Origin of the sequence: Pseudomonas sp. B21-056 (genome assembly GCF_026016325.1) — a bacterium.
Taxonomy (GTDB): Bacteria; Pseudomonadota; Gammaproteobacteria; order Pseudomonadales; family Pseudomonadaceae; genus Aquipseudomonas.
Window position 1 is genome coordinate 324,953 of the sequence record NZ_CP087203.1, and the last position, 24,220, is coordinate 349,172.

Sequence of the window (24,220 nt, forward strand, 5' to 3'; positions counted from 1 at the left end):
GACTAAATGCGGCAATCTGCCACGTCTAATCGCTATTACCGATCTATCAATAGATGACGTCGATCAAGATGTTGCTGTTGATTTCTGATAGAGGGCGAAACAGGCCTCTGCCAACGCCGAGCGCGGGGCACCGCGGCGCATGATGAGCCCCAGCGGGACCAGGGTTTGCGCATCGACGATGGGTTGCATGCGCAGGTCTTCGGTCAGGACATCCAGGCCGCTGTTCAGCGGCATCACCGCACAACACAGTCCACCGTGTACGGCTTGCAGGAGTTGGTGCACCGCGTCGGTTTGCAATACCGGACGGGGCGCGAGGCTGCGGCTGTGGAAGTTGTGATCGATGGACTGGCGAAAATGCATGCCGCTGGTGAGCATGCCCAGGGGTAACTCGATCAGCGCCTGCCAGGTCAGTGGCTGTTCACCGAAAAAGAAAAAGCGCTGGTCATAGAGCAGGCCCATGCGGGTTGGACTGAACGGCAAGGATTCGAAGCGCTCGTTGTCCAGGCGCTCGAGATAGGAAACGCCCAGGTCAATGCGATTGTTTGCCAGTTGTTCGAGGATCTGTTCGGAGCTCAGGGATGACAGTTCGAAATGCAGGTCAGGGTGCTCGGCGTGCAGGCGCTGCATCATCGACAATGGATCGAAGTCGGACAGGGGCACCACGCCCAGGCGCAGGGTACCGACCAGATTGCCACGGCAGGCCGCCGCTTCGGCCAGCAGGCCGTCATAAGCCGCCAGCACCGTGCGCGCCCACGCCAGTACCCGCTCCCCTGGCGCGGTGAAGCCCTCGAAGCGCTGGCCGCGATTGACCAGCGGCAGATCCAGTTCCTCTTCAAGGCTGCGCAGGCGCATCGACAAAGTCGGCTGGGTGATGTGACAGCGTGCGGCGGCTTGGCCGAAGTGGCGGGTTTCGTCCAGCGCGATGAGAAATTTCAGCTGCTTGATGTCCATCTTCGCTCCAGGGCGCGGGAAGATTCGGATTCTAGCGCTTGCGCGTGGCGCGGTCATTGGTCGGCCGGCAACGAGGTCCGTCTCGTTCGGGTCTAGGCTGTTACGTTCTGGACATTCAAACCCAGGGAGAGAATACGATGAGCCTTTTCAGTTTTTTGAAAGATGCCGGTGAGAAAATCCTTGATGCGTTGACACCCGACAAGGCGCAGGCCAATGGCGAAGCGCTGACCCGGCACGTGCAGGACGCGCTGACAGGCATTGATACTTCGAAGATCCAGGTGAAGGTCGAGGGCGAAAAAGTCGTAGCCACGGGTGAAGCCGCGAGTCAGGAAGAGAAGGAAAAGATCCTGTTGGCGTTGGGTAATGTGGCGGGTATCAGTGGTGTCGATGACCAGATCACGGTGACCGGCCCGGTCGCGAAGGAGTCCAGGTTCGTTACGGTGGAAAAAGGCGACACCTTGAGTGCGATTTCCAAGCGTGTCTATGACGATGCGAACAAGTACCAGAAAATCTTCGATGCCAATAAGCCGATGCTCAAGCACCCGGACAAGATCTATCCGGGGCAGGTGCTGCGCATTCCCGAGTAAACCTCAAGACCGCATTGTCCCCATCGCGAGCAGGCTCGCTCCCACAGGCCCAGTATCCTTGTGGGAGCGAGCCTGCTCGCGATGGGGACAACGCTGTTCAAAGCCCTGCAATCAGATCCCGATAGTCCCCGAGCGCCTCGAACTCCCCCGTATCCTTCGGCCCCTTGCGACTGTCCGGCTCGCTGACGGCCAGCAGGTGCGCCACGCCGAAATCCCGGGCACTGCGCAGTACCGGCAAGGTGTCGTCGATGAACAGGCTGCGGGCCGGGTCGAAGTTCAGGTCGGTTTTCAGCGCGTCCCAGAATTGCGGGTTTTCCTTGGGGAAACCGTAGTCGTGGGAACTGATCAGGCGCTCGAAATAGGGCGCGAGCTCAATACGCTCCAGCTTCAGGGACAGCGAGTCGCGGTGGGCATTGGTGATCATCACCACGCGTTTGCCGGCTCGCTGGATCGCCGCCAGGAAGGTATCGGCATCCGGGCGCAAGGCGATCAGGTGCGCGGTTTCCAGTTTCAGTTCGCGCACCGGCAGCTTCAGCTCGGTGCTCCAGAAGTCCAGGCAATACCATTGCAACTGACCGGCGTTGCGTTCGAACAGCGGTTGCAGCTCCATTTCGGCCATGGCCCGGCTTACGCCATGCAGTTCGGCATAGCGCTGGGGCAGGTGTTCCATCCAGAAATGGTTGTCGTAATGCAGGTCCAGCAAGGTGCCGTCCATGTCCAGCAGCACCGTGTCGATCTCGTGCCAGGGCAGCAAGGCCATAAAACTTCTCCAGCGGTAATCGGATATCCGCCATAAACAATCAGGATAGGCCGGGTATAGTAGCCTGCTATCGCCCAGGGAGCCGTTTATGCGCCAGAAGCCCACCATACTCGATCGACGGATCGTCGCCACCAGCCGCCTGTTTTGCGTGGAGGAACTGAAACTGCGTTTTTCCAATGGTGTGGAGCGCACCTATGAGCGTTTGGCGGGCAAGAGCACCGGTTACGGTGCGGTGATGATCGTGGCGATGCTCGATGCCGACCATGCTGTGTTGGTGGAAGAGTATTGCGGCGGTACCGACGCTTACGAGCTGTCATTGCCCAAGGGCCTGGTCGAGCCGGGTGAGGATGTACTGGCGGCGGCCGAGCGGGAGCTCAAGGAGGAAGCCGGTTTTGGTGCGCGTCAATTGGAGCACCTGACCGAGCTGTCGTTGTCTCCCGGCTACATGAGCCAGAAAATCCAGGTGGTGCTGGCGACGGACCTGTACGAGGAACGGCTGGAAGGCGACGAGCCTGAGCCGATGCGCGTGGACAAGGTCAACCTGCGCGAATTGTCCTCCCTGGCGCAAAACCCACAATTCACCGAGGGCCGCGCCTTGGCGGCGTTGTACCTGGCCCGTGACCTGCTGACCCTGCGCGGAGCGTTCCTGGCATGAATTACCCTCATTCCCTGATGGCCCCGGTGGTCGAACTGGCACTCAAGGCCGGCGAGGCGATCCTGCCTTTCTGGCGGGCCAATGTGCAGGTTGTCCACAAAGCTGACGAGTCGCCGGTCACCGCCGCCGACATGGCTGCCCACGATGTCATTGTGGCCGGGCTGACGGCCCTGGCCCCGGAGATCCCGATCCTCTCCGAAGAGGACGCCAATATTGCCCGGGATGTGCGCGCCGGCTGGCAACGCTGGTGGCTGGTCGATCCGTTGGATGGGACCAAGGAGTTCATTTCCGGCAGCGAGGAGTTCACCGTCAACATTGCGCTGGTCGAGCAGGGCCGCGTGGTGTTTGGCGTGGTATCGATGCCCACCAATGGTCGCTTCTACGTCGGCGGCGCGGGGCTGGGCGCCTGGCGGGGTGACAAGGGCGCCGAGCCTGTGCCAGTAAGCGTGCGTAACGTGCGGGCGCCGGGCGAAGCATTCACCGTGGTCGCCAGTCGTCGTCATACCAGCCCGGAGCAGGAACGCCTCTTGAGCGGCTTGAGCCAGAGCCTTGGGGAGTTGCAGCTCACCAACATCGGCAGTTCATTGAAGTTCTGTCTTTTGGCCGAAGGCGCGGCGGATTGCTATCCACGGCTGGCGCCGACGTCCCAGTGGGACACCGCTGCGGCCCAGGGTGTGCTGGAAGGCGCGGGCGGTGAGGTGTTGGATTTGAGCGGCGAGCGGTTCTGTTATCCGCCGCGGGAGTCGCTGCTGAATGCGTCGTTCCTGGCGCTGCCGGCGAAGGCGGCGTGGCGTGAGAAACTGCTGGAGCTCGCTCGTTCCTGAGTCATCTATGCTTTGTTTGTTTGTGACAGCCCTGTCAGCGGTGCAACACGTACTGCCCCTCGAACCGCACCGCTGCGTCTTCGCTGCCCTCATTCACCACTCGCGTCTGCAGGGTCAACCGCGCCCGTCCATAACGCTGATAGGTGGCCAGGAAACGCTTCCAGACCTTCTCCTCTGGCGCGTCGCAAAGGACCGCCGCGTCGCGGGTGACCGGCAACGGATAGCTGATCTGCCCTTCCTGGATCACGATATGTCCGTCTTCAATGCCTTCGTCGCGCAGGGCCAGGTGCAGCCAACCCCAGCCGCCGAGCACGGCGCCGCAATACAGGCTGCCGCCGAACATGGTGCTCTTGTGGTTGACGTTGGCCTCCAGCGGCAGGAACAGGCGCAGTTGTCGGGCCTGCCAATCGAGCACCTTGAGACCCATGTCCCGGGTCAACGGAATGTCGTGGTGCAGGATCGATTCCAGGTAACGGCTGTCGCGGTTCATTGCCGGGCCTCTTGCTTGAAGGGAAGACTACGATAACTCAATCGGACTCATCGGCTGCGCCAGGGCTGCTGTCGCCGAAGGTCAGTCCATGCTTGCGCAACTTGTCGTGCAGGGTCTTGCGCGGAATGCCCAGGGCTTCGGCGAGGCTGCGTACCGAACTGTGGGGGCGAGCCAGTTCGGCGGCGATGAGGGTTCTTTCGAAGTTCTCCACCTGCTCGCTCAAGCCGCCGCTGATGATTTCCACCGGTGTGCCGGGCGTGCCATCCGGCGTGCTGTTGTCCAGAGCCAGTTCAAGGCCCAGGGCGAAACGTTCGGCGGCGTTCTGCAACTCCCGGACGTTGCCCGGCCAACTGTGGCGCAGCAGCAGCGCCCGTTGTGCCGGTTGCAGCTCGTGGGGCGGCAAACCATGGCGCGTGCTGGCTTCGTCGGCGAAGTGCTGGAACAGCATCAACGCATCCTCACCCCGCTCGCGCAACGGCGGTATACGCAACGGTGCCACGTTAAGGCGGTAATACAGGTCGGCGCGAAAGCGTCCCTGGTCGGCGGACTGACGCAGGTCTTCCTTGGTCGCGGCGATGACGCGGATGTCCAGCGGGATCTGTTGATTGCCTCCCAGGCGCTCCACCACGCGTTCTTGCAACAGCCGCAGCAATTTGACCTGGACGTCCAGGCTCATGCTTTCGATTTCATCGAGGAACAGTGTGCCGCCATTGGCGAACTCGAACTTGCCGATGCGACGTTTCTGCGCGCCGGTGAAGGCTCCGGGCTCGTGGCCGAACAGCTCGCTTTCCACCACCGACTCAGCCAGGGCCCCGGCGTTGATTGCCACGAACGGGCCGTTGCGCCGGCTCGAAAGGTCGTGCAGGGCACGGGCCACCACTTCCTTGCCTGCACCGGTTTCACCAAGGATCAGCACGTCGGCGCGGGTCGCCGCCAAGGCGCCGATCTGCTCGCGCAAGCGCAGCATCGGTGTGGACTGGCCGACCAGGCGGGCGCTGAGTTCATGACGGTCGCTGAGGGCCAGGCGCAAGCTGCGGTTGTCCAGCACCAGGCGGCGCAAGGCCAGGGCCCGGCGCACGCTGTCGAGCAGATGATCGCTGGCGAAGGGTTTTTCCAGGAAGTCATAGGCGCCGGCGCGCATGGCCTGGACCGCCAACGGCACATCGCCGTGACCGGTGATCAGCAGCACAGGAAGTTCCGGGTCCTGGGCGTGGAGTTGATTCAATAGTTCGAGGCCGTCGATGCCCGGCATGCGGATATCGCTGACCACCACGCCCGGCCAGTCCCGCGGCAGTTGCCCGGCAAGGCCCTTGGCCTCGGCCAGGGACAGAATGTTCAGGCCGGCCAGGTCGAGGGTCTGGCTCAGGGCCTGACGCAGATGGGGATCGTCGTCGATCAGCACCACCTCAATCCGGTTATCGATGGTCATACGCTACGGTCCTCGGACGGTTGCAAGCTTACCCCAGGCGCGCCGGCGCGCAGTTTGAGGGTGATCAGGGCGCCGCCTTCCTTGTGGTTGGCGAACGACAGCTCGCCGCCGAAAGCGCGCATCAGGGTGTCGCAGATCGCCAGTCCCAGGCCAAGGCCCTGGGTGCGGGTCTTGGTGGTGTAGAAGGGTTCGCCGGCACGGCCCAGGGCTTCCATGCAGAAACCCGGGCCGTTATCGCGGATGTACAGGTTGACGCCGGTTTCAGTGGCCTGGGCACTGAGCCAGAGTCTGCGCGGAGGACCTTTTTCGGTCAGGGCGTCGAGGGCATTGGCCAGCAGGTTGCCAAGCACCTGGCGCAAGCGGGTCTCCCCGGCCTCGACCCACAGCGTGGCGGCCGGGAGGTCGCGGATCAGTTCCACTTCCATGCTGCGCCGGCGCTTGGCGAGCAGCGCCAGGGCATCGTCCAGGGCCGGTTGCAAGGCGACGCTTTCCGGTGCATGACGGTCGCGGCGGGCAAAGGCCCGCAGGTGAGCGATGATCGATGCCATGCGCCCGGTCAGTTCATTGATCAACTTGAGGTTGCCCCTGGCGTCCTCGGTGCGCTGGTGGTCGAGCAGTATCTCGGCGTTTTCCGCGTAGCTGCGGATCGCTGCCAGCGGCTGGTTGAGTTCGTGGCTGATACTGGCCGACATGGTGCCCAAGGCCGAGAGTTTGCCGGCCTGCACCAAGTCATCCTGGGCACGGACAAGCTCCTGTTGCGCCTGCTCGCGCTCCAGGACTTCCTGCTTCAGTCGTCGGTTCAGTCCTTCCAGGTCGCTGGTGCGCTCGGCCACCCGGCCTTCCAGCTCGTGTCGCGCCTTGCCTTCGAAGGCGATCCGGTCCAGGTAGTGCCGCCTGCGTTGCATCATCAAGCCAAGCAACAGCATCAAGACCAGCAACGCTGCACCGCCGGTGGCGACGACGGTGCGCACCGGGCGGTCGATCAGGGTGCGTGGGGCGAGGATGCTCACGCTCCAGCCCGTTTCGTCGATGGTCTGGGTCTGGGTCAGCCAGGCCCGTGGATCCAGGTTCAGCGGTTTGGGATCGCGGGTCGGGTAGGGTTGCACGGCGCTGATTGCGTTATGTTCATCGTCGTTTAACGGGCGGGTCGAGCGGAATCGCCACTCCTGCCGTGACGTGAGGATGACCACCCCGTTGTGATCGGTGACCAGCAACTGCTCCGGGGTTTTGCCCCACAGGCTTTCGGTGTGGTCCAGGTCGACCTTGACCACCAGCACACCAATGACGCGGTCGCGCTCACGCACGGCGGCGGCGAAAAAATAACCGCGCTTGGCCGACGTGGTGCCCAGGCCGAAAAAGCGCCCCAGGCGTCCGGCCATGGCTTCGATGTAGTACGGCCGGAAGGCGAAATTGCGCCCGACAAAGCTGTCATGTTTGTCCCAGTTCGAGGCCGCCAGCGTCTTGCCGTTGGCGTCCATCAGGTACATCACCTCGGCGCCGGTCTGGGTGCTGATTTTCTTCAGCAGCTGATTGGCGTTGCCTTGGGTGAATTCATCCTCCGGGGCAGCCAACGCCGCACGCAGGGCCGGCAGGTCGCCGAGAATCTGCGGCAGGACCTCGTAACGGTGCAGCGTGCCCAACAGGTTGGCGACGTAAAGATCCAGTGTCTGGCGATTCTGCCCGGCCAGTTCGCTGCGGTAATAACGTTCGGCCAGATGCTCCAGCGGCCATAGCAACGGCGCCAGGCACAGCGCAAGCAAGGCCAGGCTGCGCCAACGGGGTCTGCGGGGAAGGGTGGAATGCATGAGCGTGCGCCTGTAGGAACAAGCGCATTATGCCCAGTGTCCTGCCTCACAAACAGTATTTACTGGGCTTGTCCGGCAAGACACTGCTGCAATGCGCTTCGCCAGTCTGGCTGGCTCACCCCCCATTCCTGCAACAGGCGTGTGCAATCCAGGCGCGAGTTCAGCGGACGTGGGGCCGGCGTCGGGTAGTCGCTGGACGGGATGGGTTCAATGACCGCACAAGGCTTGTGCTGCTCGATCAACCGTTCGCCGATGGCCTGGGCAAAACCGAACCAGGATGTCTCGCCCTGGGCCGTCAGGTGATAGGTGCCCCAGGCACCGCAGCGGCTCGCCATCCAGCGCTCGATAACCCTGGCGGTACTGTCGGCGATGGTGCCAGCCCAGGTCGGCGCTCCGATCTGGTCGGCTACTACCCGCAGGTGGGGTTTTTCCTGGAGCAGACGCTGCATGGTCAGGAGGAAATTGCGGCCTTCGGTCGAGTACACCCAACTGGTGCGCAATATCAGGTGCTGGCCGCCGGCTTGGCGGATGGCATCCTCGCCGGCCAGTTTGCTGCGCCCATAGACGCTCAACGGGTTGGGTGTGTCGTCTTCTGTGTAGGGCCCAGGCTTGCTGCCATCGAAAACGTAATCAGTGGAGTAGTGGATCAGCGGGATGCCCAGCTCGTTCGCGGCCTGGGCCAGGATCCCCGGTGCGGCGGCGTTGATGGCAAAGGCCAGTTCCGGCTCGTTCTCGGCCTGGTCGACGGCTGTGTGGGCGGCGGCATTGATGATCAGGTTGGGGCGCAGGGCACCGATGTGCGCGCGCAGTTGATCCGGGCGTGCCAGGTCAAGCTGATCGCTGCCGCGCACAATAAGCTCGCCGGTGTTGGCCAGGCGCGATTGGAGTGCCCGGGACACCTGGCCGTTCTTGCCGATGATCAGGATTCGCAAGGACTCACTCATGGGAACAGGTCGGCCTCATGCAGGAACTTGCCGTTCTGGTCCTTGGGTGAGAGGGTGGGTGCGCCCTCCAGCTCCCAGTCGATAGCCAGGTCCGGATCGTCCCAACGGATGCAGCGCTCGGCCACAGGCGCGTAGTAATCCGTGGTTTTATAGAGAAAATCCGCTGACTCACTCAGCACTATGAAACCGTGGGCGAAGCCTGGCGGAATCCACAGCTGTCGCTGGTTCTGCGCCGACAGATGCACGCTCTCCCATTGGCCGAAAGTGGGCGAGCTGCGGCGAATGTCCACCGCCACGTCCAGTACTTCGCCGGCGATGACGCGCACGAGCTTTCCCTGGGCCTGTTCGATCTGATAGTGCAAGCCACGAAGCACACCCTTGGCCGAACGTGAGTGGTTGTCCTGGACGAACTGCAGGTCGCAGCCAGTGGCGTCGGCAAATGTCCGGGCGTTGAAACTTTCGTAGAAAAAGCCGCGTTCGTCACCGAAGACTTTCGGCTCGATGATCAAGACGTCCGGCAATTGGGTGGCGATGACGTTCAACGTGTTTCTCCGGCGATCTTGAACAGATACTGTCCGTAGCCGGTCTTGCCGAAGTATTCGGCGCGCTCGAGCATGTGCTCGCGGCTGATCCAGCCCTGTTGATAGGCGATTTCTTCCAGGCACGCCACTTTCAGGCCCTGGCGATGCTCGATGGTCTGTACGTACTGCGAGGCTTCCAGCAGGCTGTCGTGGGTGCCGGTGTCCAGCCAGGCGAAACCGCGGCCGAAGCGCTCGACATGCAGGTCGCCGCGTTGCAGATAGGCATTGTTGACGTCGGTGATTTCCAGTTCCCCGCGTTTGGAGGGCTTTATTGTCTTGGCGATCTGGATCACGTCGTTATCGTAGAAATACAGGCCGGTGACCGCATAGCTGGATTTGGGCTCGGAGGGTTTTTCCTCGATGGAAAGGGCATGACCTTCAGCGTCGAAGTCGATCACGCCAAAACGCTCCGGATCCTTGACCCAATAGCCGAATACGGTCGCACCCTGCTGTCGGTTGACGGCGGTCTGCAACTGTTCGCCGAAGTGCTGTCCGTGGAAGATGTTATCACCCAGGATCAGGCACACCGGATCGCTGCCAATGAACTGTTCGCCTATCAGGAACGCCTGGGCCAGACCATCGGGTGAAGGCTGCTCGGCATAGCTGATCTGCACACCGAATTGGCTGCCGTTGCCCAGCAGGCTGCGATATTGCGGCAGGTCCTGCGGGGTGGAGATCACCAGGATGTCCTTGATGCCCGCCAGCATCAGCACCGAAATCGGGTAGTAGATCATCGGTTTGTCGTAGACCGGCAGCAGTTGCTTGGAAACTCCGAGGGTAATGGGGTGCAGCCGCGTGCCGGAACCACCGGCCAGAACAATGCCCTTCATCATGCAATCGATTCCTTTTCGTCGAGCGAGCCGAGGCGTTCGCCCTGATAGCTGCCGTCCTGGACACGTCGGCACCATTGGAGGTTCTCAAGGTACCACTGCACGGTTTTGCGCAGGCCGGTGTCGAAGGTCTCCCGGGGTGTCCAGCCCAGTTCCCGTTCGATCTTGCCGGCATCGATGGCATAGCGAAGGTCGTGGCCGGGGCGGTCCCTGACGAAGGTGATCAGGTCGACATAGCGTCCGATCCCCTCGGGCTTGTTGGGCGCCAGTTCTTCGAGCAACGCGCAGATGTTGCGCACGACGTCGATGTTCTTCTGCTCATTGTGGCCGCCAATATTGTAGGTCTCGCCGACCACGCCTTCGGTGACGACCTTCAGCAGTGCACGGGCATGGTCTTCGACATACAGCCAATCCCGCACCTGTTGCCCGTCGCCGTACACCGGCAATGGTTTACCGGCCAAGGCGTTGAGGATCACCAGCGGAATCAGCTTTTCAGGGAAGTGGAACGGCCCATAGTTGTTCGAGCAATTGGTCAGCAGCACGGGCAAGCCGTAGGTGCGCTGCCAGGCGCGGACCAGATGGTCGGACGCCGCCTTGCTGGCCGAATAAGGAGAACTGGGTGCATATGGGGTGGTTTCGGTGAACAGGTCATCCACGCCGTGTAGGTCGCCGTACACTTCATCGGTGGAGATATGGTGGAAACGAAACGCGTGTTTCCGGGCTTCAGGCAAGCTCTGCCAATAGGCTCGGGTGGCTTCTAGAAGGCTGTAGGTGCCCACGATATTGGTCTGGATGAAGTCCGCCGGGCCATCAATGGACCGGTCCACATGGGACTCCGCTGCCAAGTGCATGATTGCATCGGGCTTGAACCGCACCAGCACGGCACTGACGGTGGGTTGATCGACAATATCGGCCTGTACGAACTCATAACGACTGCTGTGATCGACGCTGCTCAGCGATTCGAGATTGCCCGCGTACGTCAGCTTGTCGAGGTTCAGGATCTGGTGTTCGGTATCAAGGATCAAATGCCGTACGAGGGCCGAGCCAATGAAACCGGCACCGCCAGTGATGAGGATACGCATCCGGTTAAGCCTTTTTCCATGAGACGACAAAGATATGGAGCATAGCTTGTCGGCATGTAGGTAACGGTGCAAGTGGCATATTTCGGGCTGTGTCCCGGCATCCGCAGGTCAACCGGGATGAGGCAGCTCGCAAAAAGTATCCGTCAGTCCGCAAAAGCGTGTGGATGACCCTTTCTCCACAGAGAGGGGTTGCTTATTCCCCGGCTCAATGGCGTGATAGGTGTTCAATAAAAACTACATCAGGGGTCGTTGTATGCCACTCGCTACGTTGGTTCACCGTGCCAGTTTGCCAAGCCCACAGATCAACGCCGAGCAGGCGTTGGTGCTGCTGCGCTTGAATTACGGACTCAGCGGCGACCTGCGACCCCTTGGCAGCCAGCAGGATCTCAACTACCGCGTCGACAGCGAGCGCGGGCGCTTTGTGTTGAAAATTTGCCATGGCGACTACGCCGTCCAGGAGCTCCAGGCCCAACATGCGGCCCTCAGGCAACTGGCCGGTCACGGCACGGTTAAAGTGCCGCGGGTGATCGTGGCCGGTAACGGCGAGGATCTGCTGACGCTCGATGTCGACGGACAGACGGTTCATGTCCGGCTGTTGGAATACATCGACGGCCAACCCCTGACCCAACTCAAGCATCTGGGGCTGGAGCTGGTGAGCGGCCTGGGGCGCTTGTGTGCGGAAGTCGACCTTGCCCTGGCCGCGTTCGAGCATCCGGGCCTGGAGCGCACCCTGCAATGGGATGCCCGCCATGCCAATACGTTGATCGGCCACCTGCTGCCGGTCATTCAGGACGATCAGCAACGCAGCCTGATCGCCGAGGCTGCGCAACGGGCCGAACGACGCCTGCATCCGCTCAAGGCCAACCTGCCGGTGCAGGCGATCCACATGGACCTGACCGATGACAATGTGGTCTGGCAGCGTGATGCCCAGCGCCAGTGGCAACTGCAAGGTGTCATCGATTTCGGTGACCTGATCCGCACCTGGCGCATCACCGAGCTGTCGGTGACTTGTGCAGCATTGTTGCACCACGCCGATGGCGATCCGTTCTTCATCCTGCCGGCGATCCAGGCTTATCACGCGGCGAACCCGTTGCAGCGCGAAGAACTGCTGGCGCTCTGGCCGCTGATCGTGGCACGTGCCGCCGTGCTGGTGCTCAGTGGTGAGCAACAGGTGTCTATCGACCCGGACAACGCGTACAGTCGCGCCAACCTGGCGCACGAATGGGAAATCTTCCGGGTTGCCCACTCGGTGCCGTTCGAGCTGATGGAAGCGGCGATCCTGAGCGCTGTTGGTCAAAATCTGCCGCCGATTGTCAGTGAAGGCTTTGTACCGCTGCTGCCGACCCTGGTGGGCCGTGAGTTCGCCTTGATCGACCTGGGTGTGCTGAGTCCGCATTTCGAGGCCGGCAACTGGGAACAGCCGGGCATCGACCAGCGTCTGCTGAGCGAAGCCGCCACCGTCCACGGCTTGGCCGCCAGCCGTTACGGGCAGTACCGGTTGTCGCGCACTCGGCCGGACAGTGCCGCAGAGCCTGACACCTACCCCCTGCATGTGGAATTGCATGTACCGCGCGGCACGCCGCTGGAGTCGCCGTTCGCCGGGGTTTTGCACAAGCACGCCGACGGCCTGCTGCAATTGGACAGTGCGCAGTTGAGCATACGGCTGTGGGGTGTGGCGTCGCCGCTTCATTCCGGGGCCGCACTGGTCAAGGGACAGGTACTGGGCGAAGTGGCTGGCCCGTTGCGGGTTCAGTTGTGCCGGGGTGCGCATTTGAACCCACCGCTGTTCTGCACGCCGTCCTCAGCCTCGGCCTGGCAGGCATTGTGCCCTTCACCGGCGGTGTTGCTCGGGCTGGCCTGCGATGCCGAGGAGGAAATCGACGCCAAGGCATTGCTGGCTCGTCGCGATGCGAGCTTCGCCCGTACCCAGAAACACTATTACGTCGACCCGCCGCGCATCGAGCGTGGCTGGCGCAATCACCTGATCGACATGCAAGGGCGCTCCTACCTCGACATGCTCAACAACGTCGCCGTACTGGGGCACGGTCATCCACGCATGGCGGCCGTGGCTGCCCGCCAGTGGTCGCTGCTCAATACCAACTCCCGTTTCCACTACGCGGCGATTGCCGAGTTTTCCGAGCGGTTGTTGTCACTGGCGCCGTCAAACATGGATCGTGTATTCCTGGTCAACAGCGGCACTGAGGCCAACGACCTGGCGATCCGCCTGGCCTGGGCCTACAGCGGCGGGCGGGACATGCTCAGTGTGTTGGAGGCCTATCATGGCTGGTCGGTGGCGGCGGATGCGGTCTCGACGTCCATCGCCGACAACCCCAAGGCCCTGAGCAGCCGCCCGGACTGGGTGCACCCGGTGACCGCTCCCAATACTTATCGCGGTGAATTCCGTGGCCCTGACAGCGCGCCGGACTACGTGCGCAGTGTCGAGCACAACCTGGCGAAAATCGCCGAGCAGAAACGTCAGCTCGCCGGTTTCATCTGCGAACCGGTGTATGGCAATGCCGGCGGTATCGCACTGCCACCCGGGTATCTGAAACAGGTCTATGGGCTGGTGCGCGAACGCGGCGGCGTGTGCATCGCTGACGAAGTACAGGTCGGCTACGGGCGTATGGGCGAGTTTTTCTGGGGCTTCGAAGAGCAAGGCGTGGTGCCGGATATCATTACCATGGCCAAGGGCATGGGCAACGGCCAGCCGTTGGGCGCGGTCATCACCCGCCGGGAAATCGCCGAGGCGCTGGAAGCCGAGGGTTATTTCTTCTCGTCGTCCGGCGGCAGTCCGGTCAGTTGCCAGATCGGTATCGCGGTGCTGGATGTCATGGAGGAAGAAGGGCTGTGGGAAAACGCCCGGGTGGTGGGTGGTCACTTCAAGGCGCGGCTGCAAGCCCTGATCGACCGATACCCATTGGTCGGTGCGGTGCATGGTTCCGGGTTCTACCTGGGTCTGGAGCTGATCCGCAACCGCGACACCCTGGAGCCCGCGACCGAGGAAACCGCGATGCTGTGCAACCGCCTTCGGGAGCTGGGCATCTTCATGCAACCCACCGGTGACTACCTGAACATCCTCAAAATCAAGCCACCGATGGTCACGACCCGCCAGAGCGTGGATTTCTTCGTCGATATGCTGTCGAAGGTGTTGGACGAAGGTCTCTGACCCGAGGTTGATGCTTCCCAGGAGGTTCGCTTCTCCAGTTGATCGCGAATACTTTTCGATTTTTATCGATGATATTCGCGATTTTTTTTGCCTGGGAAAATTTTTTATCTTTAAAGTCCGATTTTTATCGATTATAAAGTCTTCGTTGCCCGAAGCCTTGATCGCTTCGCGCCCGCCTTTATCCTCTTTTGTCATCCGCTGCACATCGCCCGGAGATGATTCATGAGCCGTATCGTTACCGTTGCCGCCACCCAGATGGCCTGTTCCTGGGACCTCGAAGCCAACATCGAGACCGCTGAAAATCGGGTTCGCGAGGCCGCAGCCAAAGGCGCCCAGATCATTCTGATCCAGGAATTGTTCGAGACTCCGTACTTCTGCCAGAAGCCGAACCCGGACTACCTGCTGCTGGCGACCACGGTCGAAGAGAACGTAGCCATCAAGCATTTCCAGAAGCTGGCGAAAGAGCTGCAGGTCGTGCTGCCGATCAGTTTCTTCGAGCTGGCCGGACGTGCGCGCTTCAACAGCATTGCAATCATCGATGCCGACGGCCGGAACCTGGGGGTGTACCGCAAGAGCCACATCCCGGACGGTCCCGGCTACCATGAGAAGTATTACTTCAACCCGGGTGATACCGGCTTCAAGGTCTGGAATACCCGTTATGCGAAGATCGGCGTGGGCATCTGCTGGGACCAGTGGTTTCCCGAATGCGCCCGCAGCATGGCGCTGCTGGGCGCGGAAATACTGTTCTATCCGACGGCCATCGGCAGCGAACCGCACGACAAGACCATTTCGTCCCGCGATCACTGGCAGTGTGTGCAACAAGGCCATGCCGGCGCCAACCTGATGCCGCTGGTGGCCAGCAACCGCATTGGCAATGAGGAACAGGATGGCTATGACATCACCTTCTACGGCTCGTCATTCATCGCCAATCAGTTCGGTGAAAAAGTCCAGGAACTGAACGAAACCGAAGAAGGTATTTTGGTACACAGCTTCGATCTCGACGAGTTGGAGCGCATTCGCAGTGCCTGGGGCACTTTCCGGGATCGCCGTCCGAACCTGTACGGAGCGATCAAAACCCTCGACGGCTCACTGGAGTCCTGACTCATGACAACGTTGCACAGCACTCCCCGCGCGGATGGTTTCCACATGCCTGCCGAGTGGGCAACCCAGACCCAGGTCTGGATGATCTGGCCCGAGCGCCCGGACAACTGGCGCCTGGGCGGCAAGCCTGCGCAGGCTGCCCACGTGGCGGTCGCCAAGGCCATCGCCCGTTTCGAGCCGGTGACCGTGGCAGTGTCCGCGGCTCAATATGAAAACGCCCGGTCGCGCCTCGACGTTCCGAACATCCGCGTGGTGGAAATGTCCAGCGACGACGCCTGGATCCGGGACACCGGTCCGACATTCGTCATCAATGATCATGGCGAAGTACGCGGCGTCGACTGGGATTTCAACGCCTGGGGCGGTTTTGATGGCGGCCTGTACGCACCGTGGAATCGGGATTCGCAAGTGGCCAGCAAGATCCTCGAGATCGAGCGCAGCCCGCGTTACCGCACGGAAGGTTTCGTGCTCGAGGGCGGTTCCATCCACGTCGATGGCGAAGGCACCGTGATCACTACGGAGGAATGCCTGCTCAATCGCAACCGCAACCCGCATTTGGGCCGCGAGGAAATCGAGGCCGTACTCAGCGCCCAATTGGCGGTGGACAAGATCATCTGGCTGCCGGACGGCCTGTTCAACGACGAAACCGACGGCCATGTGGATAACTTCTGCTGCTACGTGCGCCCCGGCGAAGTCTTGCTCGCCTGGACCGACGATCCACAGGATCCGAACTACGCGCGCTGCCACGCGGCGATGGATGTGTTGCAAAACAGCACCGACGCCAAGGGGCGCTCGTTCATGGTGCACAAGATGCCGATTCCGGGACCACTGTATGCCACCGATGCGGAATGCGCCGGCGTGGATGCGGTGGAAGGTTCTCAGGAACGCAACCCGAGTGTGCGACTGGCCGGTTCCTACGTGAACTTCCTGATCGTCAATGGCGGCATCATCGCGCCAAGCTTCGACGACCCGCTGGATGCCACGGCCAGGGAGATTCTGCAGAACCTGTTCCCGCAGCACGAAGTGGTCATGGTTCCGGGGCGCGAACTGTTACTGGGGGGCGGGAATATCCATTGCCTTACTCAACAGCAACCGGCGCCGTACACAAAATGAGTGGCGATGTAACAGCCAAGTGAGAGCGTTTGCGCCGGCTCTGCGCCGGCGTTTTTGGATCCATTTCAGCGAGCCCGCAGCCCGATTGGGGTGCGGGCTTTTTTGCGCCTGTTTATTGGCGTCGTCGGATACATTGGCATAGCTCTTGTATCTGCATCCCGGCGGTTCCGGGGAGCGGAGCTGAGTTGTTTTGTAATAAACCTTGGATAAATTGGCCGCTCATCAACCAGGAGAGGGCGCTGGAGTGAATATGATAAGCGAGCGCGCATGCCATCCCTTGGCCGTTAATGGTGAGTCGCTTCAAGCCCTGGCGCAGTGGTTGAAGTCTAATGGAACGCGTCAGATCAGAGAGCCTGATCCGCGTCGATTGATCATGGAACGCTATCCCGCTGGGCTATTCAGCGAGGCGGAGCTGGAAGCGTTGTGGGATGTCATGCAAGGATAAGAATTCGACGGATTGATAAAGAGCGCTGGCCGGGATGGCAGCGCTTTTTTTGTGCGCCAGGCTCACAAGCTTTCAAGCAGACCAGGGTGGGAGCGAGCCTGCTCGCGATGGCGGCGTGTCAGCTAGCATCGATGTTGCTGATCCACCACTATCGCGAGCGGGCTCGCTCCCACAGGTGGTCCGGCATTTGACCGATTCATGAAACAAACTGAAAGCCATTCCGACGTTTTTCCCCGAGGTGTTCAAGGCTACGCTGCCGTTATTCAGGCCTGATGACCAGCGGAGTCTCCATGACCACTCTTCATTACATCTACGACCCGCTCTGCGGCTGGTGCTACGGCGCCAAGCCGCTGGTGCACGCCGCCCGGACGGTGCTACCGGTGATTGTCCATGGCGGCGGCATGATGACCGGCGCCAACCGCCAACCGGTTTCACCTCAATTGCGCAATTACGTGATGCCCCATGACCGGCGGATTGCCGAGTACACCGGGCAGCCGTTTGGCGAGGCCTATTTCGACGGCCTGCTGCGGGATGAGGGCGCGGTGTTCGATTCGACGCCGCCCACTGCGGCGATTCTCGCTGCCGAACAGTTGGGCGGTCGAGGCCTGGACCTTTTGGAGCGGTTGCAAACCGCACACTACGTCGAAGGCCGGAGAATTGCCGACGAAACGGTGCTGCTGGAGCTGGTCCAGTCTATCGGGCTCGAATCCGAGGCGTTCCAGTCGGCTTTCACAGCAGTCGATGTAGAAGCCCATATCAAGGCCGGTCGCGCCATGCTTGCCAAGGTCGGCGGCCAGGGCTTCCCGACACTGGCTCTGGAGCAGGATGGTCTGTTCACCCGGGTGGACATCGGCCCTTGGCTCGGTAAACCCGAGGCTTTCGCCGAGTGGTTGAAGCAATCGCTGCCGGCGCAGGTTTCCACCACCTTGGAAAGCTGCAGCCTGGATGGCTGTTCTTCATGAAACCAGACTCGGTTTTTTTGGCTTTTGGCGCCAGAAACCTCGCTGAAGTCGTCGGTTTTCCCGATAAAAAGTCGTACGAATGGTCCTTCACCCTTCGTTTCAAGTACGGCTTGAAGTGACTCAAATTCTTTTTCATGGACGGAAATTCTGCACCTACTAGATTAGGCCGCTCAATGCAGTGGAGACCTAATAAAAATGATCGTTCTGAACAGGGAAGTGGGCGAAGCGCTACGACGTGACAAATACGTTAACGTCCGCGGTGGAGACTTCAATCTCTACGGTCATTTCGGCGATTTTGTCCGGCTGACCAAAAGCTGGGACAACATGGAACCCGACAGCTATTACGGCCAGGCCGAGTCAGGCATGCGTTTTCGCCGTTACAGCGACTTCGAGTACAACCCCCAGACCCGCGAGCTCAAGCAGCTCGAACACCGGGCCTATATCCAGTCCAAGGCCAACAACAGCTACGTCGGTGGATTGGAGCGGCACTTCCAGGATTTCTCCAACGAAGTGATCAATTCCCCGGTGATGCGCAGCCTGATCGACACGGACTTCGAGGTGTACAAGAACGTCCTGCCGCAGGAACTGCATGATGAAATCTGGCAGTGCCAGATCCATCAGATCCGCATCGAGATCAAGCCGGGCAAGCAACTTGAAATCACCCCCGAAGGGATTCACTGCGACGGGTATCCATTCAGCGGCGTACACTTCTGGGGACGTCACAATGTGGCGGGCGCGGAGAGCCGGTTGTACACTGCCCAGGAAGAACAGTTGGCGGCGACTACCTACGAGGACATCCTCGATACGACCTTCTTCCTCGATCGCGACATGCGTCACTACGTGACCCCTGCTCGCAATGTCCACAGTCATGAGATGGCGTTCAGGCAGATCCTGGCGATCTCCTTCTCGCGGCCCGGGACCGCTTTTGACATTGTTCGCTGAACAGCTGGTCCCCATGGACGATCCTGAGCCGCAGGTACTGTTGCGCCGAGCGATGGTCAGGGACGCCGAGCGCATGGAGCAGTTTTTTCGCGGTTTCGACGAAGTGTCGTTCTGCGAATGGCAGGATGCGCGGTTCTTGCGAGGGGTGTTGTTGCAGGAGACCACCACGGCGTACCTGGCCATCGATGCCAGTGGCAGCGTGATGGGCGCGGTGATTGGCGGCATGCTCGGTACCCGGGGCACCATCAATCACCTGGCGGTCAGTCCAGAGCATCGCACCCGGGGCTTGGGCCAGCGCCTGGTGGAAGCGGCATCCGCCGACATGAAACGGGTCGGTGTGTTGCGCATGTTCCTGTTCGTCGACGATGCTAACCTGGCCGGCAAGCGTTTCTGGGCGGCCCAGGGGTTCTGCGAACCTCGGGGTGAAATCACTTTCGAGAGGGATTTATGAGCAAGACTTCCAGCCAGCCGCTGGTGGTCGAACCACAAGCCTCGCGTACTTTCGCCGAAGCCAGTCCGGTGGTAGCGGGTTATTTCACGGTTTCGTTTGTGTTCGGTCTGATGGCGGTCAACGCCGGGCTGCCCTTGTGGTTGCCGGTAGCGATGTGCCTGTTCGTCTATGCGGGTGCTTCGCAGTTCGCGGCGCTGGCGCTGATTTCCAGCGGGGCTTCGCTGACCACCATCGTGCTCACTACATTCCTGATCAATGCGCGACACATGCTGATGTCGGTCTACATGGCCAAGGCCCTGCGTGCGCTGGGGCTCAGTCGTTTCGAGCGTTGGTGCTACGCGTCCGGGCTCACGGACGAGTCGTTCGCCTTCCACAGCGTCAAACTGGGTAGCGGGGCGCCGGTGAGTGTGCGTTATCTGATCGGCTTCAACCTGTTCTGCCATACGTCGTGGGTGCTCGGCGGCTTATTGGGCGCCGTGTGTGCGCAATACGCGGCGCACCTGATCAAGTACCAGCTCGATTATGCCCTGACCGCGATGATGCTCTATGTGCTGGTTTCGCTGTGCAATACCCGTAACAAGCTGATCGCGGCCCTGGCGGCTGTTGTCTGTATGGGCGGGCTGAGCCTGCTGGGCAGTTCGCCATTCAATGTCTTCATCGCCACGTTCGTTGGCTGCGGGGTGGGCGTATGCCTGACCAAACGTTCCTGATCCTGGTCGTGGGCCTGATGATGGCCGTGACCTTCCTGCCGCGCGCCTTGCCGTTGCAGGTCAACACGGAACACTGGCCACCCTTTGTTGCCCGTGCACTGGAATACCTGCCGGTGGCGATTGTCGCTGCCATCAGCCTCACCCCGTTGTTGATCAAGGATCAGCAGATACAACTCGATCGCCCGGAGTTCTACGCCGCGATTCCGACGCTGTTATGTGCGTATTTCAGCCGTAACCTGTTTCTCAGTGTGGCGGTGGGCACGGCGGCGTATATCGCGCTCGGTTCGTTCCTGTAGCGCCAGGTCCACCACATCGTGCAGTGCCTGGCCGGACAATTCGGGATTGTTCACCGCCAGGCGTACCTCGAGATAGTCCTCGAAGTCCGGGAAAATCGTCAGGCCGTTGCGCAGAGCCGCGTCCCGGGATACCAGCCCCAGGCCATCGAGTTGAGTGATCAACGACAACGTCAGCGTTTCACTGCAGGAGTACACCATTCGCTGGCTTGAGCCGTAGTCGCTCAGCCCCGCGTCGAGAAAGCGGAGGAAACTGTGGGAATACGGGCATTCTTCTGCGGGACGTACCTGGAACCGGTCGCCGAGCACGCCTAGGGAATCGCCCTCATTGCCACAATGGGCGCCGACCACCCGCACCTGTACATCGGGCATCGTGATGCTGGAAAAGCCGCTCTGCTGCGCCCCGATCAGGATTGCCAGGTCGAAATCTTCATTCTTGAGTTTGCTCAGGTTCTCCATCGATTCGGCATAACTGAATTCCAACTGATACTGAGGGAAGACGGCTATCAATCGATCAATCATCCGCCGGTTGAACTCCGCCGGCAGGGTGGTATTGAGCGCCATCTTCAGTGTGCGCTGCCGGGGTTTCTTGAGCGCCGTGACTTTTTCCTCGAGCTGCCGCGTCGCCACCAGCACCTGATCCATGAAAGGCGTCAGTTCCGAGCCTTGGCTCGTCAACGTCAGGCCCTTGTTCGAACGTCGGAACAACCGGAAACCGAATTGCTCCTCGACCTTGTTCAACTGCGCCGCCAATGCTTGCACTGTGAGACACGAATGCTCCGCCGCCGCCGACAACGAGCCGGTCTGCACGATACGCATGAGGTTGCGTAGGGTTCTGCTATCCATGAGGTAATGCCCTCTGCTTAAGTGGGCTCGCTATTGTTGTGCACCTGGCCCGGGTCAGGCTGTGCAGCGACTATCATCGTGCAGCTTGCCACGGTTGTCGCGGTTTTGTGGCGAAAAGCTCCGGGAGGCGATGGTTGGAGCTTATGTGGAGTTCTGGTTTTTTGCTGGTTTGGCGTGTGTTGGGTTGTGTCATTTTTCTTGTTGATCGCGTTGCCTGCAACGTTGTCGGAAATTTCCCAGGAGAGAAAAAGACGCCTGCTGATACCCGTCAGCGGTTCGAACGGTTGAAATGTGGCGCTTCCATTAGAGGAGCATCACCACGTCTGGATCGGTTGGATGGTGGCAATAGCCAGCATCTACGAAACATGCAAGTGGGTGCTAAAGGTCATTTGCACGAGTTTTCCCGGGGTAAGGGAGGCGTCTGGTCAAAAAACCTGGAAAGACCTTGGCTTGCTCGATATTCGAGATGTCGCTGTCGCATCAACTGCTGAGCCAGTACAGGAGTTACCCGGTGCAGCTGATTTCGATATTGCCTTGAGGCAGGTCGCTCTGGGGTTTGGGCTGCGAGAGGGCATGGGCATTTGGTCTACCAGTGTTGCTTGGCCCCCAAATGATAAAAGCAGCCATAGGCTGCTTTTGTCTGAAGAGTTGCTTGATATTGTGCTCCCTCAAGCGGGGGAGAAGAGGTCTCACCCGAGCGCTGATATTCAGGTTATCAACGGGGTTCCTAACGCCGACTATTGCCACCTGAAGGCAGTCGATTTCGCGCTCTTGGGGTCGTTTTTCTGGCATGAGCCCGCTCTATGTCAACTCGTGCCGAGACGCCTTCATGTCTGAAATGTAACAAGCTTGAAAAGTATGGATGCGCTAGATTGTCCGTCTGCGAATTAAAACTTAATTTATATCCATATGTGTACTATTCTCTGAGCATCACCCGGTAACAAAGGAGCCCAAACCCCATGGCTACTTCCTCCATCACCCTCAACGCACAGCAACAACTGGATTCCCCGGACGCGGGTCGAATCGCGTTGAAGTTTTTCTTCAACCTCATGGAGCTGTGGGGCTGCAGCGTCGAGCAACAGCGCACGCTGCTGGGCAAGATAGGAAACACCACCTTCTACAAATACAAGCAATTACCCGCCAACGTCAGGTTGCCTCGCGACACCCTCGAGCGCATTTCCTACCTCATGGGCATCCACAAGGCGCTGAGCATCATCTTCAGCAACAGCCGGGACCGGGCTTACCAATGGGTCAGCAGTCCCAACGCCGCTGCGCCGTTCAACGGTCAATCGGCGCTGTCCTACATGCTGGTTGGGCGGGTGGTGGATATCGCGGATGTGCGACGTTACCTCGACGGAGTGCGCGGCTGATGACGCCACCGCTGACGGACCCGCAATGGAAGCGCGCCTATCGGATCGTCAATAGCAGCTTCCCGCCGATCACATTATTCGAGGACGTACTCGACCCCGAGGACTTGCCCACGGCCTATGCCCTGGAAGCCCTAACCAATGACCGATTGATGGAAGAGGCCGGCGTGTTGTCGCGGGTCCGTCCTGAAGACCGGGTTTCCGGACCAGGCTCCTCGCCGGTGATGGCGGCGTTCACTCATATTGGCAAAAGCAGTCGTTTCAGCGACGGCACCTTCGGCGTCTACTACGCCGCCAGCAGCCAGGAAGCTGCCATTGCCGAGACCTGCTATCACCAGGCGCGCTTTCTCGGGGCAACCAATGAGCCGGACCTGGAGTTGACCATGCGCACCTACGTCAACCAAGTCATCAAGCCCCTGCACGACATCCGCCACGATTACCCCCACCTCCACGACCCTGATCCCACCGCCTACGGACCGTCCCAGGTATTCGCCCGGCAACTGCGAGAAACATTATCCTGGGGCCTGCTCTACAACAGCGTCCGCCTGCCCGGCCACGAATGTGTCGCCGCATTTCGCCCGCCGGCGGTTTCGATTCCGGTGCAGGGCAAGCACATCCGGTATGTCTGGAGTGCCCAGAAACGGGAGATTTCGTTTGTGTTTGAGGTGAGTCGGGTGTGAGCTGAGCGCAGGTGTTGATTCGATAGCGCTGGATCAACTCGCGTCAATCAACGCTTGCTCTTCCCGCCAAATCTCTTGAACGAACGGATCGGTAATCGCATAGATCCCATGTCCGCGGCGCATGATGATGTTCTCTGCCACCAGCGCAATCACCACGGGTTGAATCTCTTCGATACGGACGTCGCGACCTACGAATTTTGAGTATTCCGCTGCAGCATCAGCGGAAAAAATGCCGCGAGCATCTCCTTCTGTCGAAGCGATTTTTTTGAAAATGGCCTGAGCCAAACTGCCCAGCTGTTCAACTTTTTCCAGTTCTATATTTGCCGCCGCAGAGCGTAGAGTGCTGGCAATGACAGGCAAGAACAGATCTGGATTTCCGTCTTGCTGCAGTACCTGGCGAAGCGCCTTGAGCATTTCTTCTGGACGATTGCCAAGCGTATTGAAGGCTTCAGTGGCGATTTCCAGCGAGGGCAGTTTATGTCGGCTAACGGTATTCGCCAGGCGGTTCAGAAGGTATTCCACATAATCGGCTTTCAGGACGGGGTAGGGTGTGGAAGTCGCTCCAGAAAATGCTTGATTACGTTTTGCGGTGAGCTCGCTGACCTGGGCTCGATGGGAACCGGTGCCTATAAATAGAAAATATCCCGGCGTGTTGGGTCGTGGGTTGATCGCATCGCGTACAGCTTTCAGCGCAAGCAACATCTGATTACCGTCCTCCGAGACGGCGGCATGTTGCACCTCGTCAACAATCAGCACCAGATCAGTCCGGGCCTGATCGACAACTTCGGTCAACGCCTGGGCAAGGGTCGTGCCTCCGATGTCACCGATACTCTCGAGTTTGAACCCGAACTTGAAACCTGCCGCGCCGATATCAACGCCGCTGGCGCGCTTGAGCTTCTTAAGCAGGCTAGACGTGGGTGTTTGCAATTGCTGCAGGGTTTTACGGATAGCGTCCTGCAGCAACGTGGCTGGGTTGGCGAGGGTATCGCTCCACAGATCCACGTAAATAACCAGCGCGCCTTCTTTTTCTAGAGCAGGAATCAGATCGCTCCGCAGGAATGTGGTTTTACCGGTTCTGCGCAGCCCGGATAGAAACAAGCCTGAGCGCAAACCTTCATCTAGGACTCCCGGATTGAGAAGCTGATTTGCCATGCTTTCAGCCAGTTCCGGGCGCTGAAAAATGCTGCTCATGCGATTATTCCATTTTAT

General features: G+C 60.2%; 25 protein-coding genes. 14 read left to right on the plus strand and 11 right to left on the minus strand.

Annotation, left to right across the window (positions count from 1 at the left end):
• Nucleotides 1-63: 63 nt before the first annotated feature.
• Nucleotides 64-951 carry a LysR family transcriptional regulator gene (locus LOY67_RS01405; protein ID WP_265065613.1) on the minus strand — a complete coding sequence of 296 codons (888 nt, stop codon included), beginning with the start codon at nt 949-951 and terminating at the stop codon, nt 64-66.
• A 137-nt stretch (nt 952-1,088) separates the two neighbouring features.
• On the opposite strand from LOY67_RS01405, the gene lysM reads away from it, so the two are divergent.
• Nucleotides 1,089-1,538 carry a peptidoglycan-binding protein LysM gene (gene lysM / locus LOY67_RS01410; RefSeq protein ID WP_265065614.1) on the plus strand — a complete coding sequence of 150 codons (450 nt, stop codon included), beginning with the start codon at nt 1,089-1,091 and terminating at the stop codon, nt 1,536-1,538.
• Nucleotides 1,539-1,635: 97 nt separating this feature from the next.
• On the opposite strand, the gene yrfG is transcribed toward lysM, so the two are convergent.
• The gene (gene yrfG, locus LOY67_RS01415; protein WP_265065615.1) at nt 1,636-2,298 is read right to left on the minus strand and encodes a GMP/IMP nucleotidase; all 663 of its coding nucleotides are present in this window, start codon (nt 2,296-2,298) and stop codon (nt 1,636-1,638) included.
• A gap of 88 nt (nt 2,299-2,386) precedes the next feature.
• Between yrfG and nudE the strand changes: the two genes are divergently transcribed.
• Both nudE and cysQ read left to right on the plus strand, forming a co-directional pair.
• Nucleotides 2,387-2,953 (plus strand): ADP compounds hydrolase NudE, encoded by a 567-nt coding sequence (gene nudE / locus LOY67_RS01420; protein WP_265065616.1) that lies wholly within the window; start codon nt 2,387-2,389, stop codon nt 2,951-2,953.
• Nucleotides 2,950-3,777 carry a 3'(2'),5'-bisphosphate nucleotidase CysQ gene (gene cysQ, locus LOY67_RS01425; protein ID WP_265065617.1) on the plus strand — a complete coding sequence of 276 codons (828 nt, stop codon included), beginning with the start codon at nt 2,950-2,952 and terminating at the stop codon, nt 3,775-3,777. Before nudE ends, cysQ begins: the two co-directional genes overlap by 4 nt.
• A gap of 34 nt (nt 3,778-3,811) precedes the next feature.
• On the opposite strand, the gene LOY67_RS01430 is transcribed toward cysQ, so the two are convergent.
• The 7 genes from LOY67_RS01430 to rfbB are packed head-to-tail and all read right to left on the minus strand — an operon-like array spanning nt 3,812 to nt 10,938.
• Entirely contained in the window at nt 3,812-4,267 is a 456-nt protein-coding gene (locus LOY67_RS01430) for a thioesterase domain-containing protein (protein ID WP_265065618.1), read from the minus strand.
• A 37-nt stretch (nt 4,268-4,304) separates the two neighbouring features.
• Nucleotides 4,305-5,696 carry a sigma-54-dependent transcriptional regulator gene (locus tag LOY67_RS01435; RefSeq protein ID WP_265065619.1) on the minus strand — a complete coding sequence of 464 codons (1,392 nt, stop codon included), beginning with the start codon at nt 5,694-5,696 and terminating at the stop codon, nt 4,305-4,307.
• A complete protein-coding gene (locus tag LOY67_RS01440; protein ID WP_265065620.1) occupies nt 5,693-7,501 on the minus strand; it encodes a sensor histidine kinase in 1,809 nt (602 codons plus the stop codon). Before LOY67_RS01440 ends, LOY67_RS01435 begins: the two co-directional genes overlap by 4 nt.
• 59 nt (nt 7,502-7,560) lie before the next feature.
• Nucleotides 7,561-8,445 (minus strand): dTDP-4-dehydrorhamnose reductase, encoded by an 885-nt coding sequence (rfbD, locus tag LOY67_RS01445; protein ID WP_265065621.1) that lies wholly within the window; start codon nt 8,443-8,445, stop codon nt 7,561-7,563.
• Nucleotides 8,442-8,987 carry a dTDP-4-dehydrorhamnose 3,5-epimerase gene (gene rfbC / locus LOY67_RS01450; RefSeq protein ID WP_265065622.1) on the minus strand — a complete coding sequence of 182 codons (546 nt, stop codon included), beginning with the start codon at nt 8,985-8,987 and terminating at the stop codon, nt 8,442-8,444. Before rfbC ends, rfbD begins: the two co-directional genes overlap by 4 nt.
• Nucleotides 8,984-9,859, minus strand: a complete 876-nt coding sequence (gene rfbA / locus LOY67_RS01455; protein ID WP_265065623.1) for a glucose-1-phosphate thymidylyltransferase RfbA — start codon at nt 9,857-9,859, stop codon at nt 8,984-8,986. Before rfbA ends, rfbC begins: the two co-directional genes overlap by 4 nt.
• Nucleotides 9,856-10,938: a dTDP-glucose 4,6-dehydratase gene (gene rfbB / locus LOY67_RS01460; RefSeq protein WP_265065624.1), complete on the minus strand. Its 1,083-nt coding sequence runs from the start codon at nt 10,936-10,938 to the stop codon at nt 9,856-9,858. The genes rfbA and rfbB overlap by 4 nt, the downstream gene beginning before the upstream one ends.
• A gap of 253 nt (nt 10,939-11,191) precedes the next feature.
• Here rfbB and LOY67_RS01465 point away from each other — a divergent pair, with 253 nt between their 5' ends.
• The 9 genes from LOY67_RS01465 to LOY67_RS01505 all read left to right on the plus strand — a co-directional run bounded on the left by LOY67_RS01465 (nt 11,192) and on the right by LOY67_RS01505 (nt 20,121).
• Nucleotides 11,192-14,104, plus strand: a complete 2,913-nt coding sequence (locus LOY67_RS01465; RefSeq protein ID WP_265065625.1) for an aminotransferase — start codon at nt 11,192-11,194, stop codon at nt 14,102-14,104.
• A gap of 222 nt (nt 14,105-14,326) precedes the next feature.
• Entirely contained in the window at nt 14,327-15,205 is an 879-nt protein-coding gene (aguB, locus tag LOY67_RS01470; protein ID WP_265065626.1) for an N-carbamoylputrescine amidase, read from the plus strand.
• A gap of 3 nt (nt 15,206-15,208) precedes the next feature.
• A complete protein-coding gene (gene aguA, locus LOY67_RS01475; protein ID WP_265065627.1) occupies nt 15,209-16,315 on the plus strand; it encodes an agmatine deiminase in 1,107 nt (368 codons plus the stop codon).
• A 250-nt stretch (nt 16,316-16,565) separates the two neighbouring features.
• The gene (locus LOY67_RS01480) at nt 16,566-16,760 is read left to right on the plus strand and encodes a hypothetical protein (RefSeq protein WP_265067679.1); all 195 of its coding nucleotides are present in this window, start codon (nt 16,566-16,568) and stop codon (nt 16,758-16,760) included.
• A gap of 290 nt (nt 16,761-17,050) precedes the next feature.
• Complete coding sequence (locus LOY67_RS01485; protein ID WP_265065628.1) at nt 17,051-17,722, plus strand: DsbA family protein; 672 nt, start codon at nt 17,051-17,053, stop codon at nt 17,720-17,722.
• A gap of 195 nt (nt 17,723-17,917) precedes the next feature.
• Nucleotides 17,918-18,664 carry a 2OG-Fe dioxygenase family protein gene (locus tag LOY67_RS01490; protein ID WP_265065629.1) on the plus strand — a complete coding sequence of 249 codons (747 nt, stop codon included), beginning with the start codon at nt 17,918-17,920 and terminating at the stop codon, nt 18,662-18,664.
• A 13-nt stretch (nt 18,665-18,677) separates the two neighbouring features.
• A complete protein-coding gene (locus LOY67_RS01495) occupies nt 18,678-19,115 on the plus strand; it encodes a GNAT family N-acetyltransferase (protein ID WP_265065630.1) in 438 nt (145 codons plus the stop codon).
• Entirely contained in the window at nt 19,112-19,825 is a 714-nt protein-coding gene (locus LOY67_RS01500; RefSeq protein ID WP_041023453.1) for an AzlC family ABC transporter permease, read from the plus strand. The genes LOY67_RS01495 and LOY67_RS01500 overlap by 4 nt, the downstream gene beginning before the upstream one ends.
• A complete protein-coding gene (locus LOY67_RS01505) occupies nt 19,804-20,121 on the plus strand; it encodes an AzlD domain-containing protein (RefSeq protein WP_265065631.1) in 318 nt (105 codons plus the stop codon). The genes LOY67_RS01500 and LOY67_RS01505 overlap by 22 nt, the downstream gene beginning before the upstream one ends.
• Here LOY67_RS01505 and LOY67_RS01510 read toward each other — a convergent pair.
• Nucleotides 20,038-20,964 (minus strand): LysR family transcriptional regulator, encoded by a 927-nt coding sequence (locus LOY67_RS01510; RefSeq protein ID WP_265065632.1) that lies wholly within the window; start codon nt 20,962-20,964, stop codon nt 20,038-20,040. The genes LOY67_RS01505 and LOY67_RS01510 overlap by 84 nt on opposite strands.
• Before the next feature lie 959 nt (nt 20,965-21,923).
• Here LOY67_RS01510 and LOY67_RS01515 point away from each other — a divergent pair.
• Both LOY67_RS01515 and LOY67_RS01520 read left to right on the plus strand, forming a co-directional pair.
• Entirely contained in the window at nt 21,924-22,334 is a 411-nt protein-coding gene (locus LOY67_RS01515) for an MbcA/ParS/Xre antitoxin family protein (RefSeq protein WP_265065633.1), read from the plus strand.
• Complete coding sequence (locus tag LOY67_RS01520; protein ID WP_265065634.1) at nt 22,334-23,011, plus strand: RES family NAD+ phosphorylase; 678 nt, start codon at nt 22,334-22,336, stop codon at nt 23,009-23,011. The genes LOY67_RS01515 and LOY67_RS01520 overlap by 1 nt, the downstream gene beginning before the upstream one ends.
• A 33-nt stretch (nt 23,012-23,044) precedes the next feature.
• Here the strand turns inward: LOY67_RS01520 and LOY67_RS01525 are convergent, their stop codons facing one another.
• Complete coding sequence (locus LOY67_RS01525; RefSeq protein WP_265065635.1) at nt 23,045-24,202, minus strand: ATP-binding protein; 1,158 nt, start codon at nt 24,200-24,202, stop codon at nt 23,045-23,047.
• Nucleotides 24,203-24,220 lie beyond the last annotated feature (18 nt).